This window comes from Acidovorax sp. NPDC077693 (genome assembly GCF_044542805.1).
GTDB lineage: Bacteria > Pseudomonadota > Gammaproteobacteria > Burkholderiales > Burkholderiaceae_C > Acidovorax.
The window spans coordinates 274,072-295,531 of sequence record NZ_JBITVD010000006.1 but is presented as its reverse complement, the minus strand read 5'-3'; the positions used below and the strand labels follow the sequence as shown (position 1 = coordinate 295,531).

Annotated in this window: 17 protein-coding genes; 7 read left to right on the top strand and 10 right to left on the bottom strand. The window is 61.1% G+C overall.

Annotated features, from left to right (window positions below; genetic code table 11):
• Positions 1 to 34: 34 nt before the first annotated feature.
• From ACIGHN_RS10755 to ACIGHN_RS10745, 3 genes are all read right to left on the bottom strand, one after another.
• A complete protein-coding gene (locus tag ACIGHN_RS10755) occupies positions 35 to 793 on the bottom strand; it encodes a hypothetical protein (RefSeq protein WP_396504344.1) in 759 nt (252 codons plus the stop codon).
• Positions 794 to 1,448: 655 nt separating this feature from the next.
• Positions 1,449 to 3,122, bottom strand: a complete 1,674-nt coding sequence (locus ACIGHN_RS10750) for a hypothetical protein (RefSeq protein WP_396504343.1) — start codon at positions 3,120 to 3,122, stop codon at positions 1,449 to 1,451.
• 119 nt (positions 3,123 to 3,241) lie between these two features.
• Positions 3,242 to 4,993: a hypothetical protein gene (locus ACIGHN_RS10745; RefSeq protein ID WP_396504342.1), complete on the bottom strand. Its 1,752-nt coding sequence runs from the start codon at positions 4,991 to 4,993 to the stop codon at positions 3,242 to 3,244.
• A gap of 138 nt (positions 4,994 to 5,131) precedes the next feature.
• Between ACIGHN_RS10745 and ACIGHN_RS10740 the strand changes: the two genes are divergently transcribed.
• Complete coding sequence (locus tag ACIGHN_RS10740; RefSeq protein ID WP_396504341.1) at positions 5,132 to 5,737, top strand: N-acetylmuramoyl-L-alanine amidase; 606 nt, start codon at positions 5,132 to 5,134, stop codon at positions 5,735 to 5,737.
• Positions 5,738 to 5,755: 18 nt separating this feature from the next.
• Here the strand turns inward: ACIGHN_RS10740 and ACIGHN_RS10735 are convergent, their stop codons facing one another.
• The 4 genes from ACIGHN_RS10735 to ACIGHN_RS10720 are packed head-to-tail and all read right to left on the bottom strand — an operon-like array spanning position 5,756 to position 10,726.
• Positions 5,756 to 7,312 (bottom strand): TniQ family protein, encoded by a 1,557-nt coding sequence (locus ACIGHN_RS10735; RefSeq protein WP_396504378.1) that lies wholly within the window; start codon positions 7,310 to 7,312, stop codon positions 5,756 to 5,758.
• On the bottom strand, positions 7,296 to 8,201 hold the full coding sequence (locus ACIGHN_RS10730) for a TniB family NTP-binding protein (RefSeq protein ID WP_396504340.1): 906 nt from the start codon (positions 8,199 to 8,201) through the stop codon (positions 7,296 to 7,298). Before ACIGHN_RS10730 ends, ACIGHN_RS10735 begins: the two co-directional genes overlap by 17 nt.
• On the bottom strand, positions 8,185 to 10,077 hold the full coding sequence (locus tag ACIGHN_RS10725) for a helix-turn-helix domain-containing protein (protein ID WP_396504339.1): 1,893 nt from the start codon (positions 10,075 to 10,077) through the stop codon (positions 8,185 to 8,187). The genes ACIGHN_RS10730 and ACIGHN_RS10725 overlap by 17 nt, the downstream gene beginning before the upstream one ends.
• Positions 10,070 to 10,726, bottom strand: coding sequence for a TnsA endonuclease N-terminal domain-containing protein (locus ACIGHN_RS10720; protein WP_396504338.1), 657 nt, complete (start codon positions 10,724 to 10,726; stop codon positions 10,070 to 10,072). Before ACIGHN_RS10720 ends, ACIGHN_RS10725 begins: the two co-directional genes overlap by 8 nt.
• A gap of 45 nt (positions 10,727 to 10,771) precedes the next feature.
• Between ACIGHN_RS10720 and ACIGHN_RS10715 the strand changes: the two genes are divergently transcribed.
• Positions 10,772 to 11,467: an ATP-binding protein gene (locus ACIGHN_RS10715; RefSeq protein ID WP_396504337.1), complete on the top strand. Its 696-nt coding sequence runs from the start codon at positions 10,772 to 10,774 to the stop codon at positions 11,465 to 11,467.
• A 163-nt stretch (positions 11,468 to 11,630) separates the two neighbouring features.
• Entirely contained in the window at positions 11,631 to 12,146 is a 516-nt protein-coding gene (locus ACIGHN_RS10710) for a MarR family winged helix-turn-helix transcriptional regulator (RefSeq protein ID WP_396504336.1), read from the top strand.
• A 183-nt stretch (positions 12,147 to 12,329) separates the two neighbouring features.
• On the opposite strand, the gene ACIGHN_RS10705 is transcribed toward ACIGHN_RS10710, so the two are convergent.
• From ACIGHN_RS10705 to ACIGHN_RS10695, 3 genes are read right to left on the bottom strand one after another with little or no spacing between them, the layout of a single operon-like run.
• Complete coding sequence (locus tag ACIGHN_RS10705) at positions 12,330 to 13,901, bottom strand: acyl CoA:acetate/3-ketoacid CoA transferase (protein WP_396504335.1); 1,572 nt, start codon at positions 13,899 to 13,901, stop codon at positions 12,330 to 12,332.
• Positions 13,902 to 13,938: 37 nt separating this feature from the next.
• On the bottom strand, positions 13,939 to 15,192 hold the full coding sequence (locus ACIGHN_RS10700; RefSeq protein ID WP_396504334.1) for a thiolase family protein: 1,254 nt from the start codon (positions 15,190 to 15,192) through the stop codon (positions 13,939 to 13,941).
• A 2-nt stretch (positions 15,193 to 15,194) separates the two neighbouring features.
• On the bottom strand, positions 15,195 to 16,409 hold the full coding sequence (locus tag ACIGHN_RS10695; protein WP_396504333.1) for a thiolase family protein: 1,215 nt from the start codon (positions 16,407 to 16,409) through the stop codon (positions 15,195 to 15,197).
• A gap of 157 nt (positions 16,410 to 16,566) precedes the next feature.
• On the opposite strand from ACIGHN_RS10695, the gene ACIGHN_RS10690 reads away from it, so the two are divergent.
• The 4 genes from ACIGHN_RS10690 to ACIGHN_RS10675 all read left to right on the top strand — a co-directional run bounded on the left by ACIGHN_RS10690 (position 16,567) and on the right by ACIGHN_RS10675 (position 21,296).
• Entirely contained in the window at positions 16,567 to 17,352 is a 786-nt protein-coding gene (locus ACIGHN_RS10690) for a crotonase/enoyl-CoA hydratase family protein (protein ID WP_056410327.1), read from the top strand.
• 54 nt (positions 17,353 to 17,406) lie between these two features.
• Positions 17,407 to 19,275 carry a feruloyl-CoA synthase gene (locus ACIGHN_RS10685; protein WP_396504332.1) on the top strand — a complete coding sequence of 623 codons (1,869 nt, stop codon included), beginning with the start codon at positions 17,407 to 17,409 and terminating at the stop codon, positions 19,273 to 19,275.
• Between the two features lie 42 nt (positions 19,276 to 19,317).
• Positions 19,318 to 20,103, top strand: a complete 786-nt coding sequence (locus ACIGHN_RS10680) for an SDR family NAD(P)-dependent oxidoreductase (RefSeq protein ID WP_396504331.1) — start codon at positions 19,318 to 19,320, stop codon at positions 20,101 to 20,103.
• Between the two features lie 203 nt (positions 20,104 to 20,306).
• Positions 20,307 to 21,296 carry a Bug family tripartite tricarboxylate transporter substrate binding protein gene (locus tag ACIGHN_RS10675; RefSeq protein WP_396504330.1) on the top strand — a complete coding sequence of 330 codons (990 nt, stop codon included), beginning with the start codon at positions 20,307 to 20,309 and terminating at the stop codon, positions 21,294 to 21,296.
• Positions 21,297 to 21,460 lie beyond the last annotated feature (164 nt).

Genomic DNA, 21,460 nt, shown 5'->3' with positions numbered 1-21,460 from the left:
CTGCCGCCTCGCAGGCGATTAGGCAGAACGGACTTTAACGTCCAAGCCATATCTCTATATAGCCCTGTCTGACCGTGGGATCCTTGTACTCACTGGCGAGAAGAGCTTTGGTGTTAAGTCGAAATCGCATGACCTCCGCAATTTTTTCGGCTTGTTCCTTGTCCGTTGCGTTGAAGTACCTGATCTCAGGGTGGTCGGGCCTGCCTGAGTCTTCTTTGTACTTCGCGCCAACTATCGCGAAGCCCACTGCCCCCAGTTCTTCCCGAAGGCTCGGAAAAGTTGCCAATGACTCCTTTCTGCCAGTCAGCAGATATATGCGAGCGTTGTCGATAATTGGTGCTGTGAGCTTCGGGGTGGGCGCTACGGAAGGCAGAGTCGGGCCGCTTCCTGGCTTTCGGTTGGCTAAGAATTCAGTCATGCTTTTCTTAAGAGAAGCGTCAGCCACCAATCCGGCGCTGACCAAGAATCTCAGATTCTCGGCTGCTTTGTCTGGATCACCCGTTTTAATCATCTCAAGAATCCGCGCCTGCTCGGCCCTCTGAAATTCCAGTTCTCGCTGCGAATTTGCGTTTGTGTATGAAACGAGAGCATTTCCGCCTGCTGCCATCGCGGCGGCAAATACTCCCACAACTAAGGGATTTCGCCACTGAGCTGCGGTGTGTTCTGCACGCTTTAGGTCCAATTCGCCTTCCTGGATTCGCAGTTCTCTTTCACGAGCTGCCTTCTCAAATTGCCACTTCTCAATCTCGAGTGTGGTTAGTTCCGGTGACGGCGGCGCAGCTTCGGCGTTCATATGTCAGAGATCTAAATATTCTGGGGTGACAGGTTTGTAGTTGTTCTTGCTAATTTACGCAATGGAAAACATGCCAACCCTCTAACTTGTGCTGACGTCGTTGGCCTCAGTCAGAGCCGCGTGACGTGCTTCCCGAATGGGTCGCGGTATAGACGCCTTCCGCCTGAAGACGTTGACTTCGTGCTAAGGGTTGGGTGAAGTTTGAAGGGGTTGTACCAGCTGTTCATTCGGATTGGGTTCCAAGCGACTAGAAGTCGCGAACACCCCATCGATTCAGGACATCCTGTCGAATTCAAACCCATGAGCATGCCCGACTTACGTTTGCTGAACGTTTGCCGATGGCCCTGCAGCGCACCTGACCCACCAGCGGCCAGAAAAAGCCCTAGCCGCGCTAGTTGGCAGGAAGTGAGGCAGCTTCTGGTCGATGCATCTTTAGGTCAGCACACTCACACCAGGCTTTGCTGATTCTGGAACTGCGCAAGCTGGAGTTCTGGCCCTGGCAAGTTGGCAGCATCACTACAACAGACATCGTCCACGCAGTGGCATTGGCGACTTGGTGCCGTTGGTCAGACTTGACTTTGGCAGAAAGCTCATGAGTCAACGTGAAATGACGTCAAGCGTTCCAACGCATTTCTGTGCGGGCATGAGCTGCCCACTACGTGCTTATCTTCAAGTCGGAATCCGTTGGTGCGACAGAGCATTTGGAACTAACTGAACCGACGAGGCCTGAAAATGCTTCTCTTACCAGCGCTCGATCAATCGCATTTGAACTCAATGCCAAAACGCAGGTCGCATGCGACGCTTGGCAAGTGCCAACCCTCCAACCCCAGTGAGCAAGAAATTTTTGCACACGACTCGCGCATTCGACCGAACATAAAGGCTCCAGCTGCAGAACCAAAAATTCTGGCGCGTCGCCATCGATCCGCTCCTCTGCACATATGAGCGCGAGAGCTTGCTCTGTTGCCCCTCCACCTGCAGTCGCCAGCAGGCGTATACCTACCCAGCGTTGTGAGTACAAACCAGCAAAAGACTGCTCTACCCAGAATCTGCCAAAACCATGCCCGTCAGGAAATGTGATCACTTTTAGGTCCGGTCGCAGGAGGCGTAACTCTCGGTCGAAGTGCCAAAGGGTGACAGGTGCCGCTTCGGGATCTACACCTCCCAGGTTGGTTACCACAAGCTCCATCTCGCGGGCAGACAATCCGGTTGAGCCTCCCGCGGTAAGTAGCTCCGCAGGTGAGTCAGATTGATGGATCGTTCCGATGACTTTCGCCATCCCTGCGTGAACGACACGCTTGTTCGCTAGATCTGGGAATGGGCTCTCCCCGTACTCGCGAGCTTCGACCGTGATCTTCGCGCCTTCACCATATGGACGATTGGACAATGTCCGCTTCGTCTTGGCGATCGGGCCCGATTTGTCTATGGTGGATTTCCGCTGAACTTTTGCCGGTACGTCCCCTGCAGTGACGCTGCTCGGATACTTATAGAAGACCTTCGAGTACGGAAATGGATGAGTGCATCGTAGTAATCGCAGCACCAAAAAAACTCGATGATCTTTGTGCTCTATCCATCGACCTCTCGCTGTTATCTTGGTTGTGCCAGAGAACGGAAGATCCATCCTTGGGTACCACTCTCGCCCATTGACCGCTGCTACAACTCCGGATTCCGCCAACCTCTTCGCAGCAATCTTCGCTGCCGGATCAAAGCAGATCCTTGCCATGTACGGCACGGCACAAGGATGCCAGCCAGTCGGAAGAATGACATTCGCATTGCCGTCAAAGATTCGAGATCCCTCGGTGACGCCTTCAAGGGCGAGGCGTCCCGAGACAAGCTGCTTGACCAGGTTGCCAGACTCCCCAAAGTAGAAGCGAATCACCTCTGAGCAAGGGACGAGCACAGACATGGATTCATTGAGTCTTGCCTTGACCAGTAGCGAGGAAGTGTGCCTCGAATGGAGTTCGAACTGCGAGTAGGGAAGCAGGAAGGAAGTACTCCCAGGGCCTAAGCGGCTGCCGCTGCTTACCACGGTCGCCGTTCGGGAGTCGATCGACAATTCTTCTATGCTGTCCCCAGCTCGTTGCTCATCGCGGACGCACACCCCATTTTCCCAAAGACTTCCAAGACGCAGCAGATGCAGGTAGCCAATAGAGACATCGACATCAATCAAGTCGGGCTGAGGAAAAAGATCTAGAACAGATGATCCGATTCGCGACACAGATACTCGGATCCGCTTGTGCTCATCACCAACAATGTCTCCGAGCCATTCGATCCGAACCAATTTGCTCTCACCAATATCCAAAGCTTGAAGACGGATTTTTTCTTTTTCCATTCGTGTGGTTTCAATGAAGACTTATTGATGCGGTAACAATCACCGAAAAACAGCTAGGGTCTTGCTGCCTCTATCCGACCATGCATGCACAGCGACGGTCAATCAATGCGCACTGGCTATCAGCCTGCCTGCTTCGCGTACACGGCCTTTGGCCTCCCAAGAGCCTCAAGGCATTCATTGTCATTATCGAAGTACCCCGCCCAAATCCCCTTCCAACCATCGACAAGCGGCCGAATGTCTAACGAGGCAATCCGCGGAGCGCCACCATTCGCGCTAACCCTCCCTTTTAGCTGCCATCGCTTGCCGTCAGCATCAAGGAGAACCATATGGAAGATATCTGGACTTTGCTCAAGTTGAGCCGTACTGAAATAACTGAGACAACTCACGGCAGCTGCGCGACGAGTGGCAACTCTCCATATTTCCGGATACTTGGTGTGAAACGCTCTAGCGCTCACATCGCTTTCCGGTGGCTGCAACTCAGTTGCCCAACCAAAATCAACAAAGTCTGATACGTCACCCTTCAGGACAGAAATGAGTGTGCGATCTCGGGCACTCGCAAGCACCAGCGCGGACCCTAGATCAACAGCAACGGGGGCGACATTCCTCAACCATTTGCTGTGCAACTCACCATTGCCTGCCTGCACACCAACTACCGGAGGCAAGTTCGCGGTTCCATCGCCATAAATTTTCATCACAGTAGCGATCTCGTCAGCAGTAAAGCACGCAGTGATCGTCTTTTGGCCGTACCACGCCTCGCCGCCTGTTGCCTCGTCAACAAATGCCTTTTTCACGATGATGCGGTCCGCCGCGGCCAGACCCGCCTTTTCAAGCACGTCGTCAATCTTTTGGCAGGCTGCTCTCAGCTTAGGTGGTCCGTCGGCAGCGGACACTTCTTGCTGGAGACTCGGAGAACCAGCATTGAGAATCTGTATGAATGTTTGTCCCGCCAGTCCACGGTTAAGGACTCGTTGACGCCCAATCATGGAACCAGATGGCAAATCGTCTTCACCTGAGACACTTTGGTCGAAAATCGACTTTGTATATGTGAAAGTAAGAACGACATCCACGAGTTTGCTCCCTGCCGCACCTTTGCCTGCCGTCTGCAGTCGGTCTATCGCCTGAGACGGTGATTCTTGCGAAAAGCCATTCCACTGAGTTGCGCCGATGTGAATGGGAAAGGTGAGGGTCGACAGTCCTCCGCGCATTCTTGACCAACTACTCGAGTAGGCCGAAATAGCTTTCGTCTTGTTCCCCAATGACGCGTTGAGACCAGCCTCCAACTTGGAGAGGACCGGATTTGCCAAGGTTGAACTGATTGTCGTAAGCGCGCCTGCGGCGGGTCCGCTGGCAAACACTGTGGCAACTTCTGTGAAGGCCACTGCCGCTGGAATAATGTTCGATGTCTCATCCACCGTGGTGTGCACATTCAGATGGATGTCGATAGGTCCCAACGCGCCTGGTCCGGTACGAGGGAACCGCGCGTATTGAACCATGGTGACCGGTAGCCGAGCCAGTCCGTAGCAATCGTTAGCTTCACCCGTGCCATTAAAAGTGGCTACTGGAAAAGATAGGTCGTCAACTGAACTATTGAATCCAGCAACCCGCAGCGTGACCACAGACTGCACCTTCTCGCTGAAGAGAACTCCCAACATTGGCGGCTTGTTGATCCGGTCGCACACAGAGGCCGCGGATATCTTCGCCGTAACAGACACGTAGCCGTCATGACCCTTACCTTTTGATAGCCAACTTGGCGCCTCAGTGTGCTTCTCCTCCCTCGGTGTTTGATGCGGATAGATGACTGTCGCCGCGATGGCCAATGACGGCAGTAGCATGAGTGCTGCTGCAGTTGCGTGAGTTGCGCTTACCTTCATGGTCCCTCCTTATGCTATTTGCCATCCCATCTTTCCACGAGTTTTAGAAGACTGCAAAAACATTCTTGCCATTTCAGATTTGGCGACTAGGATTTCTGAACGTCGTGCGGCGTGCGAAGAACTTAGGAGGGTCTACTCATGAAGGTCGTTGATCATTTGCTAGTGGCAGAGGGAGCTGAGCGCATATCCTTCGTCAAGAGTCCGAACCACTCGGCTGGAATCTCTCCGATCTACTTGGTGATTCATTTCACCGCAGGCACCAAGCTGAATGGAGCCGTTTCCTGGTTCCAAAACCCTGATGCTCAGGCTTCGGCGCATTTGGTTATTGATCGCGATGGCTCGATCGTGCAGATGGTTCCATTTGATCGGCGCGCATGGCACGCCGGCAAGAGCAGGTGGGGAAACCTGGAGGGTATGAACCAGTACTCCATCGGGATAGAGCTGGTGAACGCTGGAAAGCTTCGAAAAAACGCGGCCGGCGAGTGGTTAACATGGTCCGGCAAAGTGGTGCCACCCGAGGAGGTCTCGGTTGCCATCCACAAAGACGAGGCGATTGAGTCGGGCTGGCACGAGTACTCTGCAGCTCAGATTGAAGCGGCGAAAGCCGTATCTGTGCTTCTGCACAAAACCTACACTTTCACCGACATCCTGGGTCACGACGATATAAGCCCGGGACGGAAGGTGGACCCAGGACCCTTGTTTCCGCTAGATAGCTTTCGCTCCATCGTTTTGGGTAGGGCGTGATCAAGCTGGGTTGAACGACTACGGCATGCGCTTAAGCGCATGCATGTCGCGTATCGAAGCTGTGAGATTCGCGATGCGCACAGCCTTCGTGAACCTAGCGCCAATCGCAGATTCGCTTAAAGGAAGGCCAGAGGTCGTGTTAAGAAACACGCGGCCGCATGCCGCCGAGTTTGGAATCCGAGGTCGCATTTCATTTAGGAACCACCAGACCCTCGCGGCCGCACAATCAGCTGCTAGTGGGCCGGCATCAAACCACAAGGACTCGCCTCTCGCGAATCCACACAAAGGCAGAGACGCTTCAACCTCATCAAGGCCCACTCGGCAAAGACGGCTGCTTCCCCAGCCCACAGCGCGAATCAGGCCAAACATCACCTTATCCTGAATCAACGCCAGCTTGGCAGACGGATCGTGCGCTCGAGAGATCGAATGATCCACGGAGGCGACTAACCACTCAAACGCCTCGTCGGACACTTGGCTCCGGAACCTAGAATGGCCCGGGCCTGACAAATTTACGCCAAACTCTCGTCGCGCGCGATTTGGGCTCGCTCGACCAGCCTTGCGCTCTACTGCATCTGCGATAGCAGCGATTTCTACTGCACTTCGCCTCGGGTGCTGGCTACGCTGCAAGCCACTCAGTTGCGTGAGGAGCCAGTATGGACATAGTCGCGGATCGTCTACAAAATCGACATATCTTGCTTTCACCCGGTATGCAAACTGAAGTAAGGGTTGTGGGGTTCCATTAAAGATGGAAGCCGCGATTTGCATTGCTCGACGCCGAGTAGCAATCGGGTGACGCTCAAACTCCGTGCCGATGGGAAGGGTCCAAAGGTCTCTGTTAAGAACCACCTTTATCACCGAGCGCAAGCCGTTGAAGAAGAGGACGGAGTGCATGCCAGGTCGACCTGCCCAGTCAACGTGCCCTACCGCTACCGCCTGGTTGAGTGTTCGCGTGAACGCCGCAAGTTTGGACTCCGCCTTCGTCGGAACAACCGACCTGAGGTCGTACCCGCAGCTCGCACATTTCACCAAAGTATTTTTCCGCGGTATTAGTCCAACTTTGCCCACATCAACGCGGTGTGGCGTGATCGGGCTGCAACAAGCTGGACACTCATCAATCAGGTCCACGTGGTGCTTTGTGCACACGGTCACAAATGACAAGCGCCAGCTGCGTCTGAAGTAGGGCACGGCATCCGTGGCCAGGCACATCGGGCAGCACATGAGACTCGACATGCGTCGCTTCCTGTGCCAAACACCCAGTGGCAAGATCCACCGGCTGTTGCCATTGGCATTCACTTGCTCGCTGACAATCCCTTGATACGCCGTCAAACCGAGCAAGTCCAGCTGCTCTGCAGAAATGGCGGTCACGTTTCGAAGAGCCTCCCGGAGTTCCTCGCTTAGTTGCCTGTCGACATCTCTGTTCCACATCGGCCGTGCCCTCCCGAGCAAGATCCGGCATAGCTGCTCAGATTTGTAGCCATGAGCATGAGCAAGTCGAACGAGCCAACTGCTTGCCAACTCATCCTGCAGCGGCTTCAGATGGTTGGGCCACAGCGTCAGCTCAGAGGACGAGCGCATCATCCTGACGTTTCTTTCGCCGCGCGTTCAGTTGCTCTAAATGCGCGACGGTGATTGACTCGTCTCCGGCTTGCAGCGCACAGATTGCGCTCTCGCGCACGGCCTCCGCAATGCCCCCCAAAAAGCCCTCCGAGAAGTCGAAGATCAGTTCGGCCAACGCCCTGTCCCTCAATCCTGAAGCTTCCTTGAGCGGAAGCGTCATCTCAAATTGTGCGAGCAGCTTCAAGTATTCGACGTCATTGTTTTTCCAACGAGGTAGCGGCCTTTCCGGAAATCTGCTTTGCAGTTCTTTATCTGTGGCCAGAGCGTCACGGGCACCTTCAGTGCCGGCCAAGACCATGGACACGCCAGTCTCATTGCTGATGTACTTCAGCGTGTTCAGCACATGCAACTGGCGACTCGTCGATCCAGCCAGTATCGAGTGCAACTCATCGATGATCAACACCCTCGTCTGTGAAGCTTGCAACTGCTCAATAAACAGCTCTAGCTTCCTGGGAGTAGTGTGGCTCTTGAGAGGGGTGATGTTGAACTTGCGAAGCGCGGAATCAATAAGCTGTTTCTCATCCGGTCCGGGAGGTGCCTGTAGAAAGAGCACGGGTGCGTAAGTGACATCGCCGTCGGGGCGCTCCTGGGCAGGATGGAGCCGCTTGAACTCCTTCAGGATTTCCGACTTCCCGTTGTTGGACTTGCCGATGATCAAGAGGTTTGGCGGCCTGTTGTACTTGGGCAGTGTGAGAAGCTGCTCCAGCTCATCCAAAATTTTCTTGGCATGACCGTAAGTGATGAAACGGGGTCTGCGAATGAGTGCGATCCTCTCATCGATTGGCGCGTCAAGCAGTTCTCTGGCCCGCGGGGTAAGAACTCTCTTTTGTTCAGTCATCTGATTCATGGATGTTCCCAAGCAGCTCTGCCTCGTCGAATTCAATCGAGGGCGCAACTTCGACTTGCGCAGGCTTCTTGGCAGGTTGCGAAGGCGATTTGGTCTGCGCTTTTTCCCACTCTTTCTTCCTTTGAGCGGTGCGTCGTGCCGACTTCGTCACCTCAGACTCTCTCTCGACCAGCTGCCGCATGCTGTCGATTGTCTTGAAAATTAAAGCCTCGTTAGTGCTAGGGCGCCCCTCAGAAATGAGCGTTCTTTTGGAGGCCCTTACCTCCCAGAGCGAAACTGCTGGCCTGGAGATGATCCGGAACGGCAGCTCGATGTATGACCGCGCTTCGTCGTCGTAGAACCAAATTTTTCTCAGATCTCTTGGGTCATACCGACATACGAACTTGCGGGCAGTCTTCTTGTCAGATAGCTTGCTGCCGATGAAACGCCTTAAGCGATTTGAGAACCAGTCGATGCTCCATTGTCTAACGCCATATTGTTGAACCGTAGCCTCGAAATAGGGCAGGAAGTCGAGACGCAAACGCTCTGCTTTATCTGGATCGAGCGGTAGAGGCTGACCAACCGGAGGCGTCGTCTCTGTGCCTTCCAGAATGCCTTTCCACCACATCTGTATGGGCGGCATGCTGGAAGGATTTCCCTGATGCGTTTGTTGGTGGTACACACCAAGCAAATACATAGTGAACCAGCGCTCCAGCGCCGAAAAGGACATTACTGCCTTGCCCTCAGAGTCGTAGTCAAACCGAGTTGCAACGCTTCCGAATGTGGTGCCGGGCAGCTCCTCATGGCTCTTTTCCATGAAGGTACGAAACGCCCTTTCGATACTTCCTCCGTACTGGGGTTGACCTCGGGGCCGCTGCTCCCCAACGATACCGTACTCGTCGCAGGCCTTGCTCATCATGGTCCCGCGAAACTCCTTTGCGTTGTCCGTGTGGATGGTGCGCATCAGTCCATAACACGGCCATTTCAAATCGTCTGGAAGCCCCTTCTCGCGAAGCCACTCATCCTTTGGCAATATGGACATCAAAATGCAAGTTCCGGTCGCAAACGCTCCAGGGTTGTCTATTGAGATGACGAACCCAGCGACCATCTTAGTGTTGACATCGATGGCGAGCGTCAGGAATGCTCTGCCGATTGGCTTGCGATGGACGTCGTCCACGATGATGACGTCCATCGGGGTGTGGTCGATCTGAATGACTGCGTACGGATAGTTGGCGTTGGGGAACGAGCCTCTCAACGGTTCGTAGCGCTCGTCAGCATATTTCTTGGAGAAGCGCTGCTCTGCAACCATTGCCGGCTCCAGTCGCCGAACCCGCGCGGTGATTGCGTACGAACTAGGGGCTTTAAGCCCTTTTTCCGAGCACTTTTTAGCTATCTCACTCACCAAGCTGGATACGCGCTTACGGTTCGAAGTTAAGTAGTGAGTTCGTATGCACTGGCTGACTATGGCTTCAACCTCTTCAGAGAGCCTGCTTTCGCCACGGTCAGCACGCACCGGCCGCAAGAGCGACGAGATCAAGCCTGTCTCCCGGTACCTTTTTATCCACCGATACATCGTGGACCGGTGTACTCCCAGGAATTTCGCCTTGCGGTCCAGCTCTGTGGACATCACGTGTTTGTCTACCGCCTCGAGGTCCTGAATGTGGCGATATACATCAAATGCTTTTTCCCACCTTGATCTGTCAATGGAGACCAAGTCATCGGAACGAGCCGCCCTACCAGCAACAGGACGCAATGACGCGATTGGCGCAACCACATACGCGCCGTCGTCAGTTGCGAGCACCGCGCGCTCTGGATCTGCAAAGTCGGAAATTCTGTATACCGCGTTCTCGAACATCACGCGACTACCTGGCAAGACTCGAGAGTCAAAGTCATTCATGAGTAGCCGGTAGGAAGAAAATCGTATTGCCGTTAAGTGGCTGATCCTCGTCAAACAGCACGCGTTTTTGCGCGACAAGGCACCACCAAGCCCAGATGACGTTTGCCTTGTTTGTTTGCGTCGCAGCCACCTGTTCGACCACTTTGCTCATAGTCGCATCACCTAAAGCAGCGAATTGCTGGAGCAATTTCAGCTCAAGTTCGGGCGGAACTGACTGGCCGCGGTAGTTCCATAGAAACTGAATGTTCTTAAGCTGAACGTCTCTGATCCGCGTCTCGTCGAAGATCACGAAGCGCCATCCCCGTTCAGCGCAGTAGCGCCGTGCCGCGCGAAACTTCTGTCGCAACTCCTGCCAGTTCTTGGCCAAGTCCTCGCGATACTTCACCTCACAAAGGACCGCTTCGACGGGAGAAGACGTCTCGTCGCTGAACCCAAACAGCACATCAGGCGTGTAGACGCGTTTTTTTCCCACAGGAAATTCATACCGGATCTCTACCGGCTGCGTGACGAACCATTCGACGTTTTCAGACCAAGCCAATTGCATCAGAAGGTCACGCTCCAACGCCGACTCAAACATCTGACCGTCGAGCCTGCCGGTGATGCTGACTGTTGAGATAGGGATGCGACGGACAGAGCTAGGAATCTGCATGAGGGCTAGCTTAAAGCTCATTTTTCGCAAATAATGCCAAAAAATGTGCACTTTTCGCATTTACTACCAATATTTACAGGGGGGTCACCCCCGAAGCCGGGCGAAATCTCGCTGGCACACCACGGCGTGTTGTTCCTCGATGAACTCCCCGAATTCCCCCGCGCCGCGCTGGAGGCCCTGCGCGAGCCGCTGGAGACCGGCCACATCACGATATCGCGGGCCGCGCAGCGCGCTGACTTTCCGGCGCGCTTTCAGATGATCGCTGCGATGAACCCCTGCCCCTGCGGCTTTTTGGGCTCCACGCAGCGCGCCTGCCGCTGCACGCCGGACCAGATCAGCCGTTACCAGGGCAAGCTCAGCGGGCCGCTGCTGGACCGCATCGACCTGCATGTGGAAGTGCCCGCCCTGCCCGCCGACCAACTGGTGCAGGCGCCCGCGGGGGAGTCGACCACCGCCATCCGCGAGCGGGTGGAGCGCGCCCGCGCTGTGGCCCTGGCACGCCAGGGCAAGACCAACCAGGCGCTGCAGGGCCAGGAGATCGACACGCACGTGCAGCTGGACGACACGGCCGTGAAATTCCTCAACACCGCCGCGGCCCGCCTGGGCTGGTCGGCGCGCAGCACGCACCGCGCCCTCAAGGTGGCGCGCACCATCGCCGACCTGGCGGGCGCGCCCACCACCGCAGTCAGCCACGTGGCCGAGGCGGTGCAGTACCGGCGCGTGCTGCGCAGCCCGGCGTAGCGCTGTGCTCAGGCGCCCCACAAGGCAGCGACGGCATCACCCTGCCAAAACTATAAAATCCATAGCAAACAAGGCTTTCAGAACCTGCGGCAGGGCCTGATCTACATCAACCACTGCGTTTGCTTCGGCCTCTGGCCCGCCTCCCACTCTGCACAATCGCCCCATGCCCAGCGCCCGCCCCTCCAAGAAAACCGCCACTGCTATAGCAGCAACCGCCACCCCCTCGGCCGAGCCCTTCACCGAGTCGGTGGACACGGGCTTTCTGCGCACGCTGGTGGGCTACAACGCGCGCCGTGCGTCGCTGGCCGTGATCGAGGTCTTCATGGAGCGCATGGCGGTGTACCGCCTGAAGGTGGTGGATTTCTCGGTGCTGTCGCTGGTGGCGCACAACCCGGGCATCACGTCGCGCCAGCTGTGCGCCACGCTCAACGTGCTGCCGCCTAACCTGGTGGGTCTGATTGCGGCGCTGGAGCGGCGCGGGCTGATCGAGCGCCGGCCGCACCCGAGCGACGGGCGTGCGATGGGGGTGCACCTCACGCCCGCAGGGGCCGAGCTGACCGCCCAGGCCGAGCAGACCGCCGCGCAGCTGGAGGTGGACGCCACCTCCAGACTGACCACCGCCGAGCGCACCACGCTGATCCGGCTGCTGCAAAAGGTCTATACGCAAAGCGCTTCGTAGCGCGCAGGCTGGGAACACGGCCACAGGGCCACAAGGCCACAGGGCCCCACAGCCACACCGCAGCGGCAGCCCATTACGGCAAAAAGCCAGCGCGCCCTCCCTGGGCCGCTGGCTTTTTGCTTTGTGGGTGTTGGCGCCGGGCCCGGCCCATGCCGCCGACCAGCGCCTGGGCGTGCACGCCCCTCAGCCCTGCGCAGCCTTCGCCGCCATGGCCTGCGCCAGGCCGCCCCACTGCGCGCGGAACAGGCCCGGGTCCATGGTCTTCACGTTGCGCATGATGGGCTTGAAGCCCATGTGCGCCAGCACGTCGCGTTCGAGGTCGATGCCGGGCGCGATCTCGGTCAGCTCCAACCCCTCTGTGGTCAGATGGAACACGGCGCGCTCGGTGACGAACAGCACGTTTTGCTCGCGCTGCGCAGCGTCCAGGCCGTTGAAGGTGATCTGCTCGACCTTCTCGATGAACTTGCGCGAGCGGCCTTCCTTGACGATGGTGAGTGTCCCATCAGCTACCTTCACCTCCAGCCCGCCGGCGGTGAAGGTGCCGCAGAACACCAGGTGCTTGGTGGACCGCGTGATGTTCACGAAGCCGCCGCAGCCCACGGGCCGGCCGTTGAACTTGCTCACGTTCACGTTGCCGTGGTTGTCGGCCTGCGCCAGGCCCAGGAAGCTCGCGTCCAGACCGCCGCCGTCATAGAAGTCGAACTGCAGCGACTGCTCGATGATCGCGTCGGCGTTGTAGGCAGTGCCGAAGTCCCCCAGCTGCGCCGGGATGCCGCCCGTGATGCCACTTTCCACGCTCAGCGTGAACTGGTCGGACACGCCCTCTTCCGCCGCCACCGACGGCACGCCCGCCGGGATGCCGATGCCCAGGTTGGTGATGGCACCTGGCGTGAGCTCCAGTGCCGTGCGGCGCGCGATGACCTTGCGCTCGTCCAGCGGCATCGGCGCCAGCGAATTGAGCGGCACGCGCACATCGCCGCACAGCGCGGGGTTGAACTGCGTGGTGATGGTCTGCATGTGGTTCTCGGGCTGGCTGACCACCACGTAGTCCACCGACACGCCCGGCACCTTGACCGACTTGGGGTGCAGGCTGCCGGCCTTCACGATGCGCTCCACCTGCGCGATCACGATGCCGCCGCTGGCCTTGGCCGCGTGGGCGATGTTGATCTGCTCCAGCAGCACGCCTTCCTTGTCCAGCGTGATGTTGCCGTTCTCATCGGCCAGCGTGCCGCGGATGATGGCCACATCGACCTTGGGCGCGGGATAGAACAGCCACTCCTCGCCGTTGAACTCCACCAGTTTGACCAGGTCTTCGGTGGACTTGCTGTTGAGCTTGCCGCCTTCGATGCGCGGGTCCACAAACGTGCCCAGGCCCACCTTGGTCAGCAGCCCGGGGCTGCGGCTGGCGATGTGGCGCGTGAGGTGCGACAGGCTGCCCTGCGGGAAGTTGTAGGCCTCGACCTCGCCGTCGAACACCATCTTCATCATCTCGGCGCCGGTCTGGCCGAAGTGGCCTGCCACGGTGCGCTTGATCATGCCCGGGTGGGCAAAGTGCACCATGCCTGCGTCCTTGCTGTTGCCGATGGCGCCGCAGGCCCAGGTGGTCACATTGCGCGGGTGGCCGGTGTCGAGGAAATTCTTTTCCACGCCCTTGAGCACTTCCTCGGGCAGGCTGGAGACGGCCAGGCCGCCCAGGAAGATGGTGGCGTTGTCGGGGATCAGGGCCCCGGCTTCAGCGGCGGTGATGATTTTCATGGTCTGTGTGCTCTTGCGAAAAAAGGGGATGACTGGTTCAGGCGTCAGGGTTCTCGATCAGCAGCGCCATGCCCTGCCCGCCGCCCACGCAGGCACTCGAGATGCCGTAGCGCAGGCCGCGGCGGCGCAGCTCGCGCGCCAGCGTCACCGTCAGGCGCACGCCGGTGGCAGCGAGCGGATGGCCCAGCGCAATCGCGCCGCCGTTCACGTTGAGCTTGTCGCGGTCGAGACCCAGCTCGCGCTCCACGGCGATGGTCTGCGCGCCCTGCGCTTCATTGATTTCAAACAGGCCGATGTCATCCAGCGTGAGCCCGGTGCGCGCCAGCAGCGCGCGGATGGCGGGCGCGGGGCCGATACCCATGAATTCGGGCGCCACACCCACTGCAGCCGCACCGCGCAGGCGCGCCAGGGGTTTGAGGCCGCGCCGCTGCACATACGCATCGCTGGCCACCACGGCGCCCACGGCCGCATCCACCAGGGCCGAGCTGTTGCCCGCCGTCTGCACGCCGCCGGGGTATACCGTGCGCAGCCCCGCCAGGGCCTCGACGGGCGAGGGGCGCGGGTGCGTGTCGCGGTCGAGCTGCGCCACCTTGCGCGGCAGCGTGATGCCGCGCGTGGCGTAGCCTGCAAGCTCGAACTTCTCGCTCGTCACCGGCACGATCTCGCCGGCCAGGAAGCCTTCGGCCTGGGCTTGCAGCGCCCGCTCGAACGAGCGCGCCGCGTAGGCGTCCACGTCTTCGCGGGTGATGCCGTACTTCTTGGCCAGGTTCTCGGCGGTCTCGATCATCGTGACGGGGCCTGCGGTGTCGATCAGCGCCTCCATCAGAAAGTCCTTGAACTCCACCGGCGCACCGAGCTTGAAGCCCGTGCGGTGCGTGTACGCGGCGATCGGGTTGCGCGTCATGGACTCGGTGCCCACCACCAGCGCCACGTCGGCGTAGCCCAGCGCGATCTGGTCCGCAGCCTGGCGGAACAGCTCGAAGCCTGTGCCGCAGATGCGCTGCACCAGGATGGCCGGCACCGCTTGCGGCACGCCTGCATACAGGCCGATGTGGCGCGGCAGCACGAAGGCGTCGAAGTCGGCCTGCGCCATCGACCCGGTGATGACCGAGTTCACGTCGGCCGCAGGCACGCCGGCGCGCTCCAGCACGGCGCGGGCCACCTTGATGCCCATGTCGGTGGGCGACACATGCCCGAGCGGGCCGCAGTAGTCGACCATGGGCGTGCGCACGCCGTCCACCAGCCAGGCGTTCAAGAGGGCGGAGAAAGAGCTTGTCGAAGCGGTCGTCATGGTCAGGCCTTGGAAGTGGTTTTGCTGTCCGTCACGCGCAGCACGGTGGCGTAGCCGGTGTCGCCCGCGGCGCAGCCGGTGAACAGGCCCACGCCGCCGCCGCGCAGCACCAGCTCTTCGATGAGTTCGATGATGGCGCGCAGGCCGGTGGGCGCCTGTGGGTGGCCCCAGATGATGGAGCTGCCGTAGTTGTTCATGCGCTCCCACGCAAAGCCGGTGTCGCGCGCCAGCGCGATGTCGTTCACCGCGAACGGGTTGTGCGTCTTGATGGCGTGCACGTCGGCAATCGACAGGCCCGCGTGCTGGAGCGCATTGAACGCCGCTGGCGACGGTGCCATGGGCATGAAGCCGGCCTCCACCCGCGACATGCCGAAGCCCAGGATCTCGACCTCGATGCCGGGGTCGGTGGCCACGGCACGCGCGCGGTCACGCGTGGTGACGATGGCGCCCGCATTGCCATCGGCTGGGTGCGTCTGGCCGCCGAAGGTCACGGTGCCGCCCTCTTTCACCGGCTTGAGTTTGGCCAGGCCTTCGGCGGTGGTGGGGAAGATGCCTTCGTCGGCGCTGAGCGTGCCGGTCTGCTTGCGGAATTTCGAGTCCGTGACCGGCACATCGGCCATGTAGCGCTTTTGAAAGGCATGGTCATCGGCCAGCGCGGCCTGGTACTGCGTGTAGCGGTGCAGCTTGAGCGCGTGCTGCTCTTCGGTGCTGATGCCATAGCGCGCAGCCACGTTCTCGCCGGTCTGCAGCATGGGGTTCTTGGCATACGGGTCGTGGCCCATGTTGTCGGGCACCCAGTGCTCGGTGATGCCGTAGCCGCCGGTGCCGCTCGAATCGGGGTAGTACACCACCGGGCCGTTGGACTGGCGGTCGGCCATCACCAGCAGCGCGCTGGTGGCGGTGCCGCAGGCCACCTCTTGCGCGGCCATCTGCAGCGCGCGCACACTGGTGGCGCAAGCCTGCTGCACCGTGGGGCCGGCCACGCGGTCGATGCCCATCATGCCGGTGACCCAGGGCAGCCCGTAGAAGCTGCCCTTTTGCGGGTTGGTGATGCCAAGAATCGCCAGGTCCACCGCCGCCAGGTCGTACCCGCGCGCGGCCAGCGCCTGCTTGCCCACCGTGGCCGCCAGCGGCAGCGCGTTGAGGTTGGCCAGCGAGCCCTGCCACTTGGCGAACGGGGACGACCAGTAGATGCCGTAGGGGATGAAGGCGTTCATGACGGTTCCTTGCTGTGAATCGGTGCCATTTTAGTTATTTATCATAATCATATGAGTCCTTGGAAAAGCTAGGGAAAGCACCTAGCAAAGACCGCCTCCACGGCCTTGTTTTAGTTATTTTTGATAACCATAATTTCTCCAACTCACCTCGACGACCATGACCAAGCACTCCGACATCTCCCTCGAAATCCGCGGCGAACGCGAGGACATCGCGGTCATCCGCCTGTCCCGCCCCGCCAAGCGCAATGCCCTGAACGACGGCCTGATCCTGGCGCTGCGGGACGTGATGGACAACCTGCCCGCCACCGTGGGCGCGGCCGTGATCGATGGCGAGGGCGAGCACTTCTGCTCGGGCCTGGACCTGTCCGAACTCAAGGAGCGCGATGCGGGCCAGGGCCTGCACCACTCGCGCATGTGGCATGCGGCGCTGGACCGCGTGCAGTTCGGCCCCGTGCCCGTGGTGGCCGCGCTGCACGGCGCGGTGGTGGGCGGCGGCCTGGAGCTGGCCAGCGCCTGCCACATCCGCGTGGCTGATGAATCGACCTTCTACGCGCTGCCCGAAGGCTCGCGCGGCATCTTCGTGGGCGGCGGCGGTGCGGTGCGCATTCCGCGCCTGATCGGCACGGCGCGCATGACCGACATGATGATGACCGGCCGCGTCTACAACGCGGCGGACGGCGAGCGCGTGGGCTTTGCGCAGTACCTCGTGCCCACCGGCACGGCGTTCGACAAGGCCTTCGAGCTGGCCCAGCGCATTGCGCAGAACGCGCCGCTGACCAACTACGCGCTGATGCACGCGCTGCCGCGCATTGCCGAGCAGCCGTCGGACCAGGGCCTGATGACCGAAGCCATGATGGCCGCCATCGCGCAGAGCGCCCCCGAGGCCAAGGCGCGCGTGCGCGCCTTCCTGGACGGCAAGGCCGCCAAGGTCAAGAAGGACTGACCGACCGACACGCTCCCCACGGCGCCACCCCAGCCCCACCGAGACGCTTTTTCCATGACGGCAACCAACCCCTCTCCCCGCTACCGGCCGCTGCGCTTCGGCGTGACCGAAGTCAGCACCCGCCGGGCCGACGACGGCGTGGTCTATGTGCGGGCCACGCAGGACCTGGAGGCCTACCCGCTGCGCCTGACCGACCGGCTCGCGCACTGGGCCGAGACCGTGCCCGACCGCACCTGGATGGCCCAGCGCGTGAAGAACGCCGACGGCAGCCTGGGCGACTGGCGCCACATCACCTACGGCCAGGCCTGGCAGGCCGCGCGCAGCATTGCCCAGGCCCTGCTCGACATGCACCTGAGCGCCGAGCGCCCCGTGGCCATCCTGAGCGAGAACGATCTGGACCACGCGCTGCTGTCGCTGGGCTGCCTGGTGGCCGGCGTGCCGCAGTGCACCGTGTCCACCGCGTACTCCACCATCAGCCAGGACTTCGACAAGCTGCGCCACGTGCTGGACACCCTGACCCCCGGCCTGGTGTTCGCGAGCGACGCCACGCGCTTCGCGCGCGCCATCGAGGCCACCGTGGCGGCCGACGTGAAGGTGGTGCTGGGCACCGGCAGCATCCCGGGCCGCAGCACCGTGGCCTTCAGCGACCTGCTGGCCACCTCTGCCACGCCGGCCGTGGATGCGGCGCATGGCGCCATCACGGCCGACAGCATCGCCAAGTTCATGTTCACCTCGGGCTCTACCAAGCTGCCCAAGGCCGTGATCGTGACGCACGGCATGTGGGCCGCCAACCTGCAGCAGATGAACCAGTCGATGCCGGTGCTGGCCGAAGAGCCCCTGGTGCTGGTGGACTGGCTGCCGTGGAACCACACCTTCGGCGGCAACCACAACTTCGGCATCGTCATCTACAACGGCGGCACGCTCTACCTGGACGAGGGCAAGCCCACGCCCAAGGGCATGGCCGAGACCATCCGCAACCTGCGCGAGATCGCGCCCACGGTGTACTTCAACGTGCCCACGGGTTTCGAGGTGATCGCGCAGACCATGAAGACCGACGCGCAACTGCGCAAGAACCTGCTCAGCCGCGTGAAGATGTTCTTCTTTGCCGCTGCTGCGCTCTCGCAGCCGATCTGGGACTCGCTGTTCGAGAGCGCCGAGCGCGAGGTGGGCGAGCGCATCGTGATGAACACGGGCCTGGGCATGACCGAAGGCTGCCCCTTTTGCGTGGCGGTGAACAGCCCCGACGTGCAGGCCGGCGACATCGGCGTGCCCACGCCGGGGCTCGAGCTCAAGCTCGTACCCGTGGACGGCAAGGTCGAGGTGCGCTACCGCGGCCCCAACATCACGCCCGGATACTGGCGCAATGCCGAAGCCACGCGCGACGCCTTCGACGACGAGGGCTTCTACTGCTCGGGCGACGCGGTGAAGTGGATCGACGAGAACGACCTGAACAAGGGCCTGAAGTTCGACGGCCGCATTGCCGAGGACTTCAAGCTCAGCACCGGCACCTTCGTGAGCGTGGGGCCGATGCGCGCCAAGATCATCGCCGCCTGCGCGCCCTACGTGCAGGACGCGGTCATCACCGGCATCAACCTCAAAGAGATCGGCGCGCTGCTGGTGCCCACCCCCACCATCCGCACGCTCAGCGACCTGCCCGAGAGCGCCAGCCTGCACGAAGTGCTGGCCAGCGCCCCGGTGCAGCAGCACTTCCAGCAGGTGCTGGACAAGCTCGCGGCAGAGTCCACCGGCAGCGCCACCCGCGTGGCCCGCGCGCACCTGATGGCCGAGCCGCCCTCGCTCGACAAGGGCGAGGTCACCGACAAGGGCTCCATCAACCAGCGCGCCGTGCTGCAACACCGCGCGGACGTGGTGGACGCACTGCACGGCGGCACGCTGCCCGGCACGCTGGTGCCGCGCCACTGAACGCCCAAGACACACCCACCATTTTTCTCAAGGACACACAGCATGGACATCCAAGGACAAGCCGCCATCGTGACCGGCGGCGCATCGGGCCTCGGTGAAGCCACCGCCCGCGAACTCGCCCGCCTGGGCGCCAAGGTCGCCGTGCTCGACCGCAATGCCGAGCTGGCCGAGAAGGTCGCGGCCGATATCGGTAAGGAATTTGGAGACGGCTGCGCCGTGGCCTGCGCCTGCGACATCACCGACCCCGCCAGCGTCACCGCTGCGCTGGAGAAGGCCGCTGCGGCCCACGGACCCGCGCGCATCCTGATGAACGTGGCCGGCATCGGCAGCGCCAAGCGCATCGTGCAGCGCGACGGCAGCGCCGCGCCGCTGGAGGACTTCACGCGCGTCGTCACCATCAACCTGATCGGCAGCTACAACGTGAGCCGCCTGTTCGCCGCCGCCTGCGCCAAGCTCGACGCCCTGCCCAATGGCGAGCGCGGCGTGATGATGTTCACCGCCTCGGCCGCCGCGTTCGACGGGCAGGTGGGCCAGCAGGCCTACAGCGCCTCCAAGGGTGGCCTGGTGGGCATGACGCTGCCCATGGCGCGCGACCTGGCGCAGCACGGCATCCGCGTGTGCACCGTGGCGCCGGGCCTGTTCGCCACGCCGCTGATGAAGGAGCTGCCCGAGGCCGTGCAGCAGTCGCTGGCCGCGAGCATCCCCTTTCCCCCGCGCCTGGGCAAGCCCGAGGAGTTTGCCGAGCTGGCCTGCCACATCGTGACCAACGGGCACCTGAACGGCGAAGTCATCCGCCTGGATGGCGCCCTCCGTATGGCACCAAGATGAGAAGCCCCCCTGAGCCGCTTCGCGTCATCCCCCCAGGGGGACGCCACCGGTGGCCTGGCAAAGCCAGTTCCACGGTGGCGCTGGCTTGCGCAGCGCCAGTTTCAAGCGCCGTGGGAGGCGCAGCCCAGTCGATAACGAGAGGGTGTGCAAACACCCCAGTTGATTTTTGAAATTTCCGTCAGATTCACATCAGGAGACAAACCATGACCACCACACGCCGTCAATTCGTTCAGGCCCTTGGCGCCAGCGCCGCATTGGGCGCCCTGCACCCCTTCGCCGCCCATGCGCAGGTGGACCAGGTCAAGGTGTATTTCGGCTTTCCGGCCGGCAGCTCGGGCGACACCGTGGCGCGCCGCGTGGCCGAGAAGTGGGGTGGTTCGGCCTTCAGCAAGAACGCCGGTGTGGTGGAGAACAAGCCCGGTGCGGGCGGGCGCATTGCGCTGGAGACGCTCAAGGGCGCCCCGGCCGACGGCTCGGTGCTGGCCGTGGCGCAGGTGTCGGCCCTGGCCAACTACCCCCACATCTACAGCAAGATGAACTACACCGACAAGGACTTCGCGCCCGTGTCGATCGCTGCGGTGATGCACCACGGCTTGGCCGTGGGCCCCATGGTGCCCGCCAGCGTGAAGTCGGTGAAGGACTTCCTGGCCTGGGCCAAGGCCAACCCGAAGGACGCGAGCTACGGCTCGCCCGGTGCGGGCTCGACGCCCCACTTCCTGGGTGCGCTGTTGGGCATCAACAGCGGCGTGGACCTGCGCCACGTGCCGTATCGCGGCTCCATCCCCGGCGTGACGGACGTGGTGGGCGGGCAGATCGCCTCCATGGTCACGCCGCACGGTGACTTCATCGCCAACTACAAGGCCGGCAAGATCCGCATCCTGGCCACGTCGGGCCCCAAGCGTTCGATCTACGTGCCCGACGTGCCCACGTTCGCCGAGCAGGGCTTCCCGGAGCTGACGACCGAAGAATGGTTCGGCTTCTACGCCCCGGCCGCCACGCCCAAGCCGGTGATCGCAGCCGCCAATGCCGCGATCAACGCCGCGCTGAAGGAAAAGTCGGTCATCGACAGCCTGGCCATCGTGGGGCTGATGCCGCACGGCTCGACGCCCGAAGAGCAGGCGCGCTGGCAGAAGGCCGAGTACGACACCTGGGGCCCGCTGATCAAGAAGATCGGCTTTACTGCAGAGTCCTAGGCTCCCCCCTGAGGCGCTGGCGCGCCTTCCCCCCTGAGGGGGGACGCCACCCCTGGACTGGCGGAGCCAGATCCACGGTGGCGCTGGCCTGGGGGCGCGCCGGTTGCCAAGGGTGGTGGCGGTGGCGCTGGTCGGGTTTTGAGGGTGCGGTCGGTGGTGTTGCT